Source organism: Aerosakkonema funiforme FACHB-1375 (assembly GCF_014696265.1).
Taxonomy (GTDB): Bacteria; Cyanobacteriota; Cyanobacteriia; order Cyanobacteriales; family Aerosakkonemataceae; genus Aerosakkonema; species Aerosakkonema funiforme_A.
Genome location: NZ_JACJPW010000034.1, coordinates 1 through 13,107 on the forward strand (window position 1 = coordinate 1; position 13,107 = coordinate 13,107).

Here is a 13,107-nt window from a genome sequence, read left to right on the forward strand (position 1 = left end):
ATTGAGAATCAGAAGTGGAAACCAGGGACTTGACGGCGATTAAAATCGCCAGGTGCGTTTCATCCCCATGTCTAAAGCCAGGGGCTTTCACGCACGGTTTTCGGTAATAGAACCTCGCGATATTGAATAATGCAAATAGAAACAGGCCGATCGAATCTAGATGATTTAGAAATCTTCGCTAAGAGCAGTTCTTAGCAAAGTCAAGATTGTCGAGACAATTGCTGAAATTAACACGACAATCATCAGTAAGGCTAAAGCCGAAAAAGGCGAGACGATCGCCATCACTAATAAAGCTAATATTAATATCATCCAAACTGGCTTTTTCATCTTGTCTTTTCTGTATAACTATCTCTACTCTTTCATCCTAATAAAATCTAGCTAAGACAGAAATCTAACTCTGGCAGCATTTGAGCTAAACTGGTGGCAGTTATGTGAGTCGATCGCTTCCTGCCATGCTGTCTAGCCCCCAATCCCAAACGGCTGCGCTTGTTCCAGGAAGTCTGCGTAGCGTTCATCATATCGCCTTGAACGTCAAAGATATGCAGGCTTCTCGTCATTTTTACGGAAATATCTTGGGATTGCACGAACTCACAGGGGATGAAGTTCCCAAAACGCTAGTTGATTTGGTAGCGGCTGGGAAAGTTGCCAACTTCGTTACTCCAGATGGTACGGTGATCGATTTATTTTGGGAACCGGAACTATCGCCGCCAGATGCAGACCCCAGTCGCGCTTTTACTCGCGCCAATCATTTAGCCTTTGATATCGCTCCACAGTTATTCGATACAGCACTTGAGGTGCTGAAACAGCATCAAGTGCAAATAGATAGTGGCCCAGTAACTCGTCCTACGGGAAGAGGAATTTATTTTTACGACCCGGATGGTTTGATTATCGAAATTCGCTGCGACCCGTTGCCAGGTGGGGCTTAGTCCCAGAGCGATCGATCCATCGAGTTGATTGCATTTGCCCGTCTCCTTCCCAGGAGACGGGCTTAATAGACATCTCCAAAAATTCTTGTGGGGTAGGCATCTTGCCTGCCTTTAAGATCCTTTTGTGAAGATGTCTAATATTTTCTCTCTTCCCTTGGAAAATAGATCGGTTTACTTTCTTCGCGCCGTCAGATTATCGATCGCAAGTTACCTGTTGTTGTTCTCTCCCCCACTCCCCCACTCCCCCACTCTCCCTCTGCTGCTCGACCTTGGGAAGCGGCAAAATTCCAGAACCAGAAAAATTTTGTAAAGTTTTGTAAATAGGCTTGACGAGGATATCAGAGGAAAGTCAATATAGTTTCAGAGGCTAACGGAGGCGTCCGGAAGAGCCCAGAGAAACTGAACCAAACGACAATTTGTACTAGAGGAAGAAACTGACATGGCTACTATCAACGCAATTAAAACCGACCTTAGCTTTGCAAACTTACTGAAGAAATCATATCTAGTTGGTATTTTGACTGCGACCACTCTGGGAATAGTTCCCTTATCTGCCGGAGCAAATCCCAATCCTTGCTGCCAAGCTCGCGGTGGCGATAGCGCTGTTGTTCAGACAAGTAACCAACAAGCTACGGTCAAGGGTAGCGGCAACGGTGTTAACCAACATTCCAATCAGTCAGCTATCTCCGGTCGTCCAACAGGCGGCGATCAAGGTATTGTGCAAGACCAATCTCAGGGAGCTAATAATTCTGGATATGGCAACTATATAAATCAAACATCCAATCAAAGCAGTCGCGGCCAAAACCGCCGTCCCATCATACAGCGTCCCGTTAATCGCTCCAATGCCTGCAACAATACTTGCGCCAAAAATGGCATTTAGTAGGGTTTGACCTTGATTTTTTCAGTTTTCTGGTAGTGGAGGAAGAAACCAAAAGCTTTAAGCGTTCCTAAGCCTAAGCTATTTCTTCCTCCTTGCAGAGGCTGCTACTCACAAAAAGTAAGATTATGAACACAACTTGCATATTTGGTATTGTGGCTGTTGCCACAGTTGGGATGTTTCCCCTGACTGCCCAAGCGCAATCTTACAGCAGCAGAAACGGCGATAGTGCTGTCTCCCAACAAAGTTCGCAAAACGCTAATGTAGCTGGTAACAGCAACACTGTAAACAAATATATCCAGGTGATTAATATCAACCGCAGTCCCAGCAACAGGGGTCAGAGAGCATCGGGTAACCGGGCTGTCGTACAGAACCAAAACCAGGGAGTCGATGTCAGGGGAGATCGCAACAGAGTTCGTCAAACCGCGCAGCAATCTAATAGTAACAGAGGCGCTAACGGTTATGTCGATATGTCTATTTGAACTATTTCTTATTCCTAGTTTTTCCAAGAGGTAGACATGAAAATTTCTTTACTCGCATTAAGCTTGTTATCTTTTTCGACAGCACTAGCTTTTGAATCTTTTTCCAACAATCCAGCTGGGGCACAGTGCGTACAATTCGATCAGGGTATTCAAATTTCCGTCAGCGGTTCTGGCCCAGCACAGCGCAGCAACAACGTAGAAATGCAAAGTGAAGGTCGATGTGTTGGAAACACTATTGTAACTACCGGCGAACAAATTCACGTAGGGCCGGGTCGGGCTGTTCAAGAACGAAATGTCCGCCAAACCATACGCGGTACTAATAAGAACGGTATTGCTGGTGGCCGTACAATTCAAATTCGAGTTAACCCCACAATTGATGTAAATAATCCAGCCGATCGCTACAGAAATTTACAGCGGCGATAAAGGAAAATTTTACGCTCAATTTGCTAAAATAGCTGGTAGTTAATACACACTCTCTCGCAAAGAGAACTGACGATGCTCAAAGTTTTTTAGAAGTTAAAAAAATTAACTCTTTAAATTTTGAGCGTCGTTTTTCTTAATTAATCAAGGAGGAATTACATGAATAAGATGTTTTTGTTATCTGCAACGGTATGTCTTGTTTTAGTAACCGCATACAATCATGCGGCGGTCGCGCAAATATTTCTTCAGTCTAACAACGAAGAAAGCGACATTTTCCATAAAATTATTGATGATAAGGTTGCCAAGGCAAGCAACTTGAATCATTTGTTGTATATAAATAAAGAATTTTACATTCCCGACACGGATATCGGTGAAGTTTTGCCGACAAATACGACAGAAGCAAATATGTTATTGGCCAAGTTACGGCCTAGAGTTAATCAAACTCCAACACACACGAGAAAGCCGAACAATGAAAATATGAATGTTTCCCAATCACAACAAGAAACTACCCGCATTAATTTAGATTCTCGCAGTGCAAAACAACCGCATAATTTGGTAATAACCACTGATTCCGGCACTCAATTAAATGCAGAAATTACTGTAAACGGCAGAGTTGTAAAAACAATCAGAGGTCGTGGAGGTAGAATTAATTTATCAAATTGTTTTACCAGAGGCAGACACACCATAGAAATTTCCGGTAACTATAAACCTGCAACTAACTCAGTGAAAGTGGAGTTTTCTGGTGCTGAAACAACGGTAGCGCAATCAACCGCAGGTAGCGGCATTTTGAGACAGACTTTAATCGTTGAAGTAGAATAACCAAACAGAGGTAAATGCGATCGCTCCGCATCGCAGTAGGATATTGTTTTTTTCGCATCCAACTCCCAAACACCGACAGATGTCTCGCGTGGGCGAACAGACTCGGTGTTTTTTTACTGGGGCGAGAAACCGGGTTTCTTCGTCGATCGTTCACGGTGAAACCTACCATTTTTCGTAGAAACCCGGTTTCTTTGTATGGCAAGGTAGAGGTAGCGATCGCCGAACACAGCCGAACATAAATGAGCCAAGCAGTAATAAGCTATTGTATAAACAGAGGCATTCACCTTGGTTGCCCTACGTGCATCGATCCAAGGAAGAAGTTTTTCCCCGATGGCAGCCTCTGCACCTACCTTAAAACTCTGCTTTGGTGAGTTTATTTAACTCCATAATTTTTGTAAACTATTTCAGAGGTAGCGCTTAAAGAGGTTGTAGGAGTCTGAACTGTTGTATCGTTAGAGAGGCGATAAATTAATGTTCTCGCGTCAATTTCTATTACAGATGGCGCACGATCGCGAACTTTCTCCAGAACAGGAGGAAGTCTTCTTGCTGCGATTTGCAGAAGACAAAGAATACGATGAGATCGCCCAGCTCTTGCAAACCTCCGAAGGTGCCTGCCTCAAACGTATGGGTCAGGTTTATAACAAATTTGGGATCGACGGTTTCACCAGAGGCAAAGAAAACCGTCTCCGCATTTACCTGCTCAATCAGGCGCAGCGACTCGGTGAAGAAGCCGCAAGTAACGGGAGAGGAGGAGTCGCCAAGCCGAATTCCCAAAAACGCAATATCTTTATCTCTTATCGATCGCAAGAACCAGATCTGCGTTTAGCACAGCAGCTCTCAGAAGCCTTGAAAGCAGCCGGACACCAAGTTTTCATGGCACAGGAGAGTATCCGGCAGGGAGAAAATTGGCCGCAACGCATTGACACCGAATTAAAGCAGTGCGATTACTTCGTGCTGTTGCTATGTCCTCAATCTGCCTTCAGCGATATGCTCATTGAGGAAGTACAGCACGTCAAAGAATTGCGTGCCGCCCACAACAAACCGGCAATTTTAACTATTCGCGTCGATTTTCCCCTCGATTCGCCCCTCAGCTACGACCTCCGCAGTCACTTACAGGGCGTTCCCCAGCGAGAGTGGCGACGCGACAGCGACACACCCGCCATTGTGCAAGAAATCCTGAACCTACTCACAGGAACTCAAGAAAAACAAATCAATTCCTCATCTTTTATCCTCGATCCTTCCCACTTACCCGTTGCTTGGGAAACCCCAGACGGTCGCCCGTTGCCAGTCGCTGGCCCAGAAGTACCGGAAGGTCAGGTAGATTTAGCTTCCTTCTTTTATATAGAGAGACCTCCGATCGAATCTCGCTGTTACGAAATGATTTTGCAACCCGGTGCCTTGATTCGTATCAAAGCACCCAGACAAATGGGCAAAACTTCCTTGATGGCGAGGATTATGAATTATGGAGCGAATCAAGGTTATAAAACGGTAAGTTTGAGCTTTCAGCTAGCAGAGCGATCGGTCTTCAGTAACCTGGAGCAATTTTTAAAGTGGTTCTGCGCTTATGTTGGTTTGGAGTTGCAGCTGCCCAATAAATTATCTGACTATTGGGATGATATTTTTGGCAGCAAGGTTAACTGCAAGGCTTACTTTGAAAAATATCTGCTCGCCGAAATAGACAGGCCGCTGGTTTTGGGTCTGGATGAAGTCGATCGCATTTTTCAACACCCAGAAATTGCCGACGACTTTTTTGGACTGCTGCGAACTTGGCACGAAGATTCCAAAAAACGCGATATCTGGAAAAAACTGCGTTTGCTCGTCGTACACTCCACAGAAGTTTACATCCCCCTCGATATCAATCAATCACCTTTCAACGTAGGTTTGCCGATTGAATTGCCAGAATTTTCCAGCCAGCAAGTGCTGGAATTGGCACAGCGCTACAAACTCAATTGCAACGCCGACCATGTAGAAGAATTGATGAACGCAGTGGGAGGACACCCCTATTTAGTGCGGGTTGCTCTCTATCACATTGCTCGTGGCGATATTTCCCTCGACAAACTTATGCAAACTGCTCCCACAGAAGCGGGACTTTACAGCGATCACCTGCGACGCCACTTATGGAATTTGCAACAACATCCGGAGTTAGCAGCAGCAATGCTGGAAGTTGTTAGTACAACCAACCCGGTGCGTTTACAAGCAGAAATTGCTTTTCAGTTACACAGTATGGGGTTAGTACATTTGCAAGGCAATGATGTGAAACCCCGTTGCGATTTATATCGTCGTTATTTCCGGGAGCGCTTGGGAAGCAGTGGATGAAGACATTACAAAAACTAGCCCTGATTGCGATATTGTTCGCACCTTTTTGGTTAAAAGATATTGTTAAAGCCTCAGATTTGGTGCTGACTCCAGCAACTCAAAGTCAAATGAAAGTGGAATCTAAACAAGGTCAAAAATCTTGTTCGATTAGCGGGCGATTGTTCGGGAGCGGCATAGAAAGGGAGCGGTCTTACTATGTTGTACCTTCTGATTCAGAAAACGATTCACCTTCATCGAAGATGGCTCGCGTTGATTCTTCTAACCCTTCTTATCGATTATCGTCTTTACCAGCAGGTCGTTATGTTCTGCGCGTTTTTCGCAGCGAATCCGGTTCGCTGCTACCTGTGAAAACTTTTCCCCGCCAGAGAGAGGTAAACTGTAGCAGTAGCGCGATCAGAAATGTGGATTTTGAAGTCCAATAGGAAATAGTCTATCTTAACTAGAATCCAAAATCCCAAATCTAAAATCTAAAATTGATAGGGTTCATCTATATGAAAGTGGAAAGTTATCAGTCCGGACTTTCGCATCATTATGATTATAAATATCAAGTCGGGGGAAGTCTACCGCCTGATGCTCCTACTTACGTGCAGCGACAAGCCGATCGCGATTTTTATGAAGGACTCAAAGCAGGCGAATTTTGTTACGTACTCAATTCCCGTCAAATGGGTAAGTCCAGCTTGCAGCTGCGGACAATGCAGAAGTTGCAAGCAGATGCTATCGCTTGTGCATCGATCGACCTTTCCGAGATCGGGAATTGGGATGTCAGCCAAAATCAGTGGTATGCAGGTGTAGTCTATTCCTTAGTCAATAGTTTTGATTTATTTGACAAAATCGAGCTGCGAACTTGGTGGCGCGATCGCGAGTTTCTTTCCCCCGTGCAACGCTTGAGTCAGTTTATTCAAGAAGTGCTGCTGGTGGAAGTCAAACAAGCGATCGCTATTTTCATCGATGAAATCGATAGCGTTCTCAGCTTAAACTTTCCCATAGATGATTTTTTTGCATTTATTCGATATTGTTATAACCAAAGAGCCGAAAACCCCGAATACAAACGCCTTACTTTTGCGCTTTTGGGAGTGGCGACACCATCCGATCTTATTCTAGACAAAAATCGCACGCCTTTTAATATTGGCAGAGCAATTCAACTAAATGGCTTTCAATTACAGGAAGCTCAACCTTTAGCTCAAGGTTTAGGCGAAAAAATTGCCAATCCGCAAATTGTTTTAGCAGAAGTGCTAGCCTGGACTGGCGGACAGCCGTTTCTCACCCAAAAGATTTTAAAGCTCATTCTGGAACAAGCAAGTCAGTCAGATCGGAATAACCAATACGCAATTACGGCAATTCCGGAATTGGTTGAAAATATTGTGCGATCGCACACGATCGAAAACTGGGAAGCAACCGACGAACCAAAACACCTCAAAACAATACGCGATCGCCTTTTAAGAAACGAACAGCGCACTGGCAGATTGCTAGGATTATATCAGCAAGTTCTCCAACAAAGTGAAATCCCAGCCGATAACAGTTCCGAACAAACAGAATTACTCTTATCTGGATTAGTAATCAAACAGCAAGCTAAACTAAAAATTGCCAATCGCATATATGCTGCTGTTTTTAACCAAATTTGGGTAGAAACTGTCCTCGCAAATCTACGTCCTTACGCAGAATCCCTCACAGCTTGGTTAGCATCGGATTGCCAAGATGAATCTCGCCTTCTACGCGGCAAAGCATTGCAGGACGCCTTAGAATGGGCAGCCGATCAAAGCTTGAGCGATCGCGACTACCAATTCTTAACAGCCAGCCAAGAATTAGACAGAAAACAAGTACAAATCGCCTTAGAAACCGAAAGACAAGCCAACCAAATTCTCGCCGAAGCTCAACAAAAAGCCAATCGCACAATCAAAAAAGGTATCGCTGTACTCGCAGTACTATCAGCCGTAACAGCAACAGTTATTTTCCAAGCTGCTACCAGCCTTAGAAAAGAATGGCAAGGCTTGAAACTAGAGTGGCGAGGCATGAACTCCTTAAGATTATTTGAAGCAGAAGGAGGCGAAGAACTCAAAGCTTTAGTATCAGCAATGCAAGTCGGACAAGACTTACAAAAAATCGTCAAAAAACACAAAAATTTCCAAAATTATCCAGCCGTCAGTCCCTTACTAGCCTTACAAACCATCCTCGATAAAATCCACGAACGCAATCAACTTAAAGGACATCAAGGTCAAGTTTGGACTGTCAGTTTTAGCCCCGATGGCAAGCGCATTGTCTCCACAGGAGACGACAACACAGTGCGCCTTTGGAATCCTACTGGTAAACTGCTGGCTATACTGAACAACCATCAAGGAGAAGTCAAAAGCTTAACTTTTAGCCCGGACGGACAGCGCATTGCCACCGCCGGAACAGATGGCACAATTCGACTTTGGAATCAGTTTGGAGAACCTCTGGCTTTGCCATTTAAAGGGTATAAAGGTGTAGTTAGAACTATGAGTTTTAGCCCTGATGAAAAGGGCATTGCTACTGCGGATGCTGACGGTGTAGTAAGAATTTGGAACCAATCCGGGCACGAATTAGCAAAATTTAATAGCGAACAGGGCGAAATTAGGACTATGAATTTTAGCCCAGATGGAAAACGCATTGCCACCGCAGGATATGACGGTACAGTAAGACTTTGGAACCTATCCGGACAACCGTTAAATCAGTTCAAAAGTAACCCTGGTGGAGTTTGGAGTTTAAATTTTAGTCCGGATGGACAGCGCATAGCTACCACAGGTGCAGATGGTACAGTGCGAATTTGGAAACAATCTGGCAAAGAAATAGCTAAATTCAACACCAATCAAGGTGGAGTTTGGAGTGTGAGTTTTACTCCGGACGGACAGCGAGTTGCGACTACAGGTGCAGATGGTACGGTGCGACTTTGGAATCAATTCGGACAGCAATTAGATAAATTTAGCTCCCATCAAGGTGAAGTTTTGAGCGTGAGTTTCAGTCCCAAAGGAGATAGCCCGGACGGACAGCGCATTGCCACTGCTGGAGATGATGGTACGGTGCGATTGGCAGATTTGTGGGGCTTACAAGTGTCGCGATCGGTATCGCGAGGTCAACAATTATTGCTCAAAGATAAAGAATTTTGGCGCGTCAGTTTTAGCCCCAACGGAAATAACATTGCTACAGCCGATTCTAACGGCATGGTGCGACTTTGGAATCAATTTGGGCAGGAGTTAATTTCTGCTTTTAAAGCTCATCAAACTTGGGTTTTGAGTGTCAGTTTTAGCCGTGATGGGCAATACATTGCTACATCGGGAGACGATGGCATAGTCCGGCTTTGGAATCAATCCGGAGAGCAATTAGCTGAATTCAAAAGTGAGCAAGCACAAGTTAGGAGTATGAGTTTTAGTCCGGATGGCAAGCGCATTGCCACCGCCGGCGATGACGGGACTGTGAGATTGTGGAACCAATCTGGAAAACCGCTGCCTTTATCTTTCAAAGCGCATCAAAGTCGAGTTTGGAGCGTATCTTGGTCTCCCGACGGACAGCGGATTGTCACCGCTGGAGATGACAGTACTGTCAAAATTTGGGATGGTTATGGGCAAATTGTGACTCAATTTAATACCGAGCAAGGAGAAGTCAGAAGTATGAGTTTTAGTCCGGACGGACAACGCCTTGCCACTGCTGGTGCAGATGGTACTGTAAAAGTTTGGGTAAGGTTTGATAAACCATCCGGACAGCTGTTAATGGCGCAATTTAAAGCGCAACCGGGTGATATTTTCAGCGTTACTTTTACCGATGATGGCAAGAGTTTAGCTACCGCCGGTTCTGACAGTACTGTGAGAATATGGCGGGTGTAAGAATTAGATGAATTGTTGGATAGGGGATGCGATTGGTTGAAGGATTATTTGGCTACTCATCGGGAAGTGAGAGAACGATTAAAGGTATGTCACGGTAAATAGCGACGACGGAATTTGCACCCGCATCTCCTGGTCTACTCCAAGGGATTCTGCTATTTGAACTACGTCGCTGGTGGCAGCGGACGGAATCAAACCCTCTCTTCCTCCGTGAAAGGGAGGCGCTCTACCATTGAGCTACGCTGCCTCGTGCATTTATTATAAGGTAGAATTTTCACCTTTTGAATATACTATTTTGCCGTTAATTTAGATGATATCGCCCTCAGAAGTTACCCGATGGCGATCGCATACAGTATACTTCCTTTGGCCTCCAAGAATGCCTGGGTTTCATCATCAAAAAATGCTCCAATCCCACTGCAACCTAATCCCAGATAAGTTGCACTCAAATAAACTCGTTGCCCCAATAGTCCTGCTAATTGTAAAGCGACTCGATAGTTCTGAAATTCAGATACAAAGAAGAACAATACAGCGCTATCTCGTGCGATCGCTTGATTCACGCAAAGATAACCCATTTTTTCCCGGAAGTTTCCTGTTTTCAAGCTTTCTTTTCCCCGATAAATACCAGGTTCTATTCCGGCTACACTTTGGATAACAGCATAAATTGCGATCGCGTCATCACTTTGAGTTGCAATTGGTTGGTTGAGTGATTCCCAAACTGCAAAAAATTCCTCTTGGGTAATTTGCGATTGGTGAAAGCGTCTTGCCGAACGACGCTTTTGAATTGATTGTAAAAATTTTGCTTTTTCAAACTGAAAGTTAGGTTGTGAGATTTCCTGCTGATGATTTGTTGGTAAAAGAGTTTGTTTGTAGCCTGCTTCAACAAACCGATTTGGCTCAAAATAATCAGTGCCGCACACAAAAGGAATAGGCGATCGCAATCGGCGAACTGGTTTTTCCTTTACATTCCCAACGACGATAGCGGCTGTGACAAATTCCTTATTTTCAAATCCCAGATCGTCATTGAGCGCTAAATGATCGAAATCGAATAAAATTTGGGCCGTGTAATCTTGTACATAAGCAGAAGCTTCGATCGCACCCAGGTGATGACCGCTATCCAAAAAACAATAACGCAAACTGCGATTTTTGTATTTCCAACTGGAGCGAAAATAAACGCAACTAACTAAAAAAATATATCCTTTAATGAGACGGCTATCAACTAGATAACCTTCCAATCCATCATCAATTAATTCGTATATCAAAGTCAGAGACTTCGTTTCCACTTCTAGATGATAAATACCATCTAGAAGGCCATTAATTCCCCGTATCTGTACATAAATCTCTGTGGGATAAAGCGCTCCAGCCGAAGGATTTACCCGCAGCGAATAAGCACCTTCTCGGTACATTTTTTGGGTCGTAATGGCGCTGGTAAAATGTAAGAAAGAATGGGTGGGATTTTCCAAATCCAGAGCAAATCTACGAAAGAATTTGGGATAACGTTTAAACGGAGCGGGTTGAGTTGCTGCATCAACGTAATTGGGGTCAATTTGCACCGAAAGGAAGGAAAGTTTCGTTGCTTCGTGATAGTCATTCTTGAGAAGTTTAGGCAGCATTTTTCAGAATCCTTAAAATCTCAAGATTAGCGGCAAAATCTACCGCCTGGAAATCATCCAAATTTTTCAACTGAGAATTTGCTCCGGCTGCCAAAAGCGCCTTTACGATTGCTGTTTTACCTGCGGAAGCTGCATACATGAGTGCTGTTGCACCGTTATCATTTTGATTATTGATATCAATATCAGCCTCTAGGAGTAAGTCAATCAGGTCAAAGCGATCGCGAAAACAAGCAAACCATAAAGCATTGTTGCCATCGTTATTTTTGATGTTTAGGTCTGCCCCTGCATCAATGAGCGATCGCACAATGTTTATTTCACCTGCTTGGGTCGCTTTCATCATAGCTGTATCGCCATTACTGCCCCGTTGATTCAGATCGCTAGGATCGAATTCGTTGGCTAACAGCCATTGATTCATTTCTTGCAATGACAGCACTATCATTATCCTCACCCATTCTATTTTGTATTAAAAGCAATGGTTACCGCAGTAACACTTTGACCAGTTTAGGATGTAACTGTTCGGCGGTAAATCCAGGTTCGTTCGGTGGATAAAGTTCTTCTTCCGCAAAGTCAAATCCATTTTGTTTGGCGAGAGCGACTAATTCCTTAACCCGTTCGCAACCTTTTAACTGCTCTGCAAGTTGGGAATCCTCTACGGTTTTTTTAGCAAAAGATTTGATTTTACTAATAGACATGATGAACTCCTTTGTGGTTTTTCTTCCCCTTTTCAATTGGTTTAGAGATAGTTTTCTAACTCTATTTCTAGTATACAATTAGAAGTCGGTTTGGCAACACAAGTCAACACATATCCTTCGCTTATTTGTTTTTCGCTTAAGAACATTTGTTCGGATTGATCGACAGTTCCAGATACAATCTTTGCTTGGCACATGGCACAAGATCCTACCACACACTCGAAGGGAATTTTGATGCCATATTCAGCGGCTTCTCCCAAGATATATTCAGTATCAGGTACATCAATTGTTTTTAGGAAACTCTGGTTTTTGTTAATTAAAGTTACCTTATAAGTTGCCATAATTTTTTTCCTTCCAATTACTAGATAGTTCCCATTTTGGCTTAATGGCTTTATTTACTAATGTTTTTGTTTCGTTTAGTGTGAGCTTGGGTTCTGTCCAACTAATCGCCCATCGATCGCCCGATCCTATAAATTCCATGTCATTGTCTATACCAGGACGGCCCAAAACATCAATCATTTGTCTTGCTAAAACGCATTGACTGGCGACTGCACTAATTACTACTGTCGTCATTATTGTGTCTGTATCTGCGATCGCTTCCTGCTCGATGGAATCTATGTTCATAGTTCGCTCAACACTGTTAATTACCAGCGATGGTTAGTTTCATCTTTCCAAGCATGGGAGTGCTGCATCTCCCGCACAACATAACTTTTATATATTAGACATGAATTAACCTAATAATTCGGTATTTTTCAATACTAAAATACTGAATAAGAAATTTATTTATTTTTTTTAATAAGTGTTAATTACTATATAAAATTGTATCTAATACTTACTTTCAAACGATAGCCAAGAGAAAACAGAGTAATCTATTTATGAGCTATTATTGACGTAAGTGATTTTAAAGGTTTTATATTGTGGCCATATATGTTTAAGTCGTTGTAATAGACGACTTAAGGCACAAATGGCATCTGTTAATACACTCCAGTTAGTCTGCTCTCAAGCATTCTGGTATTTGAACTACCTCGTTGGTGGCAGCAGGCGGAATCAAACCCCCATCTCGGTTTTTCAAGCACTGGGCTCTACTATTGAACTAGGCTGCCTTGTGCATTTATTGTACGCTAGAATTTTCATATTT

The 13,107-nt window shown here is 43.5% G+C and carries 15 protein-coding genes and 1 tRNA gene; 9 read left to right on the top strand and 7 right to left on the bottom strand.

Going from position 1 to position 13,107, the window contains the following annotated elements:
• Positions 1–165: 165 nt before the first annotated feature.
• A complete protein-coding gene (locus H6G03_RS14555; protein ID WP_190465091.1) occupies positions 166–327 on the bottom strand; it encodes a hypothetical protein in 162 nt (53 codons plus the stop codon).
• 125 nt (positions 328–452) lie between these two features.
• On the opposite strand from H6G03_RS14555, the gene H6G03_RS14565 reads away from it, so the two are divergent.
• From H6G03_RS14565 to H6G03_RS14605, 9 genes are all read left to right on the top strand, one after another.
• Positions 453–926: a VOC family protein gene (locus tag H6G03_RS14565; protein WP_190465138.1), complete on the top strand. Its 474-nt coding sequence runs from the start codon at positions 453–455 to the stop codon at positions 924–926.
• A 439-nt stretch (positions 927–1,365) separates the two neighbouring features.
• Positions 1,366–1,803, top strand: a complete 438-nt coding sequence (locus tag H6G03_RS14570; RefSeq protein WP_190465092.1) for a hypothetical protein — start codon at positions 1,366–1,368, stop codon at positions 1,801–1,803.
• Between the two features lie 125 nt (positions 1,804–1,928).
• The gene (locus tag H6G03_RS14575; protein WP_190465093.1) at positions 1,929–2,282 is read left to right on the top strand and encodes a hypothetical protein; all 354 of its coding nucleotides are present in this window, start codon (positions 1,929–1,931) and stop codon (positions 2,280–2,282) included.
• Between the two features lie 36 nt (positions 2,283–2,318).
• Complete coding sequence (locus tag H6G03_RS14580; RefSeq protein ID WP_190465094.1) at positions 2,319–2,705, top strand: hypothetical protein; 387 nt, start codon at positions 2,319–2,321, stop codon at positions 2,703–2,705.
• Positions 2,706–2,861: 156 nt separating this feature from the next.
• Complete coding sequence (locus tag H6G03_RS14585; RefSeq protein ID WP_190465095.1) at positions 2,862–3,521, top strand: hypothetical protein; 660 nt, start codon at positions 2,862–2,864, stop codon at positions 3,519–3,521.
• A 14-nt stretch (positions 3,522–3,535) separates the two neighbouring features.
• On the top strand, positions 3,536–3,760 hold the full coding sequence (locus tag H6G03_RS14590) for a hypothetical protein (RefSeq protein WP_190465096.1): 225 nt from the start codon (positions 3,536–3,538) through the stop codon (positions 3,758–3,760).
• Between the two features lie 232 nt (positions 3,761–3,992).
• Positions 3,993–5,837 (top strand): AAA-like domain-containing protein, encoded by a 1,845-nt coding sequence (locus tag H6G03_RS14595; RefSeq protein WP_242060401.1) that lies wholly within the window; start codon positions 3,993–3,995, stop codon positions 5,835–5,837.
• Positions 5,834–6,259 (top strand): hypothetical protein, encoded by a 426-nt coding sequence (locus tag H6G03_RS14600; RefSeq protein WP_190465097.1) that lies wholly within the window; start codon positions 5,834–5,836, stop codon positions 6,257–6,259. Before H6G03_RS14595 ends, H6G03_RS14600 begins: the two co-directional genes overlap by 4 nt.
• 69 nt (positions 6,260–6,328) lie before the next feature.
• Positions 6,329–9,673 (top strand): WD40 domain-containing protein, encoded by a 3,345-nt coding sequence (locus H6G03_RS14605; protein ID WP_242056965.1) that lies wholly within the window; start codon positions 6,329–6,331, stop codon positions 9,671–9,673.
• 170 nt (positions 9,674–9,843) lie between these two features.
• Here the strand turns inward: H6G03_RS14605 and H6G03_RS14610 are convergent.
• From H6G03_RS14610 to H6G03_RS14635, 6 genes are all read right to left on the bottom strand, one after another.
• Positions 9,844–9,917 (bottom strand) — tRNA-Glu (locus H6G03_RS14610).
• Between the two features lie 82 nt (positions 9,918–9,999).
• A complete protein-coding gene (locus tag H6G03_RS14615; RefSeq protein WP_190465098.1) occupies positions 10,000–11,280 on the bottom strand; it encodes a SagB family peptide dehydrogenase in 1,281 nt (426 codons plus the stop codon).
• Positions 11,270–11,719 carry an ankyrin repeat domain-containing protein gene (locus H6G03_RS14620; RefSeq protein WP_190465099.1) on the bottom strand — a complete coding sequence of 150 codons (450 nt, stop codon included), beginning with the start codon at positions 11,717–11,719 and terminating at the stop codon, positions 11,270–11,272. The genes H6G03_RS14615 and H6G03_RS14620 overlap by 11 nt, the downstream gene beginning before the upstream one ends.
• Positions 11,720–11,756: 37 nt before the next feature.
• The gene (locus tag H6G03_RS14625; protein WP_190465100.1) at positions 11,757–11,972 is read right to left on the bottom strand and encodes a Nif11-like leader peptide family natural product precursor; all 216 of its coding nucleotides are present in this window, start codon (positions 11,970–11,972) and stop codon (positions 11,757–11,759) included.
• A 41-nt stretch (positions 11,973–12,013) separates the two neighbouring features.
• Positions 12,014–12,310, bottom strand: a complete 297-nt coding sequence (locus H6G03_RS14630) for a 2Fe-2S iron-sulfur cluster-binding protein (RefSeq protein WP_190465101.1) — start codon at positions 12,308–12,310, stop codon at positions 12,014–12,016.
• Positions 12,297–12,593 carry a hypothetical protein gene (locus tag H6G03_RS14635; protein WP_190465102.1) on the bottom strand — a complete coding sequence of 99 codons (297 nt, stop codon included), beginning with the start codon at positions 12,591–12,593 and terminating at the stop codon, positions 12,297–12,299. The genes H6G03_RS14630 and H6G03_RS14635 overlap by 14 nt, the downstream gene beginning before the upstream one ends.
• Positions 12,594–13,107 lie beyond the last annotated feature (514 nt).

Coding starts and splice junctions, on each gene's coding strand:
- H6G03_RS14570 (WP_190465092.1), top strand. CDS start 1,366: ATGGCTACTATCAACGCAATTAAAACCGACCTTAGCTTTGCAAACTTA.
- H6G03_RS14595 (WP_242060401.1), top strand. CDS start 3,993: ATGTTCTCGCGTCAATTTCTATTACAGATGGCGCACGATCGCGAACTT.
- H6G03_RS14630 (WP_190465101.1), bottom strand. CDS start 12,310: ATGGCAACTTATAAGGTAACTTTAATTAACAAAAACCAGAGTTTCCTA.
- H6G03_RS14605 (WP_242056965.1), top strand. CDS start 6,329: ATGAAAGTGGAAAGTTATCAGTCCGGACTTTCGCATCATTATGATTAT.
- H6G03_RS14635 (WP_190465102.1), bottom strand. CDS start 12,593: ATGAACATAGATTCCATCGAGCAGGAAGCGATCGCAGATACAGACACA.
- H6G03_RS14580 (WP_190465094.1), top strand. CDS start 2,319: ATGAAAATTTCTTTACTCGCATTAAGCTTGTTATCTTTTTCGACAGCA.
- H6G03_RS14615 (WP_190465098.1), bottom strand. CDS start 11,280: ATGCTGCCTAAACTTCTCAAGAATGACTATCACGAAGCAACGAAACTT.
- H6G03_RS14555 (WP_190465091.1), bottom strand. CDS start 327: ATGAAAAAGCCAGTTTGGATGATATTAATATTAGCTTTATTAGTGATG.
- H6G03_RS14585 (WP_190465095.1), top strand. CDS start 2,862: ATGAATAAGATGTTTTTGTTATCTGCAACGGTATGTCTTGTTTTAGTA.
- H6G03_RS14565 (WP_190465138.1), top strand. CDS start 453: ATGCTGTCTAGCCCCCAATCCCAAACGGCTGCGCTTGTTCCAGGAAGT.
- H6G03_RS14625 (WP_190465100.1), bottom strand. CDS start 11,972: ATGTCTATTAGTAAAATCAAATCTTTTGCTAAAAAAACCGTAGAGGAT.
- H6G03_RS14575 (WP_190465093.1), top strand. CDS start 1,929: ATGAACACAACTTGCATATTTGGTATTGTGGCTGTTGCCACAGTTGGG.
- H6G03_RS14620 (WP_190465099.1), bottom strand. CDS start 11,719: ATGATAGTGCTGTCATTGCAAGAAATGAATCAATGGCTGTTAGCCAAC.
- H6G03_RS14600 (WP_190465097.1), top strand. CDS start 5,834: ATGAAGACATTACAAAAACTAGCCCTGATTGCGATATTGTTCGCACCT.
- H6G03_RS14590 (WP_190465096.1), top strand. CDS start 3,536: ATGCGATCGCTCCGCATCGCAGTAGGATATTGTTTTTTTCGCATCCAA.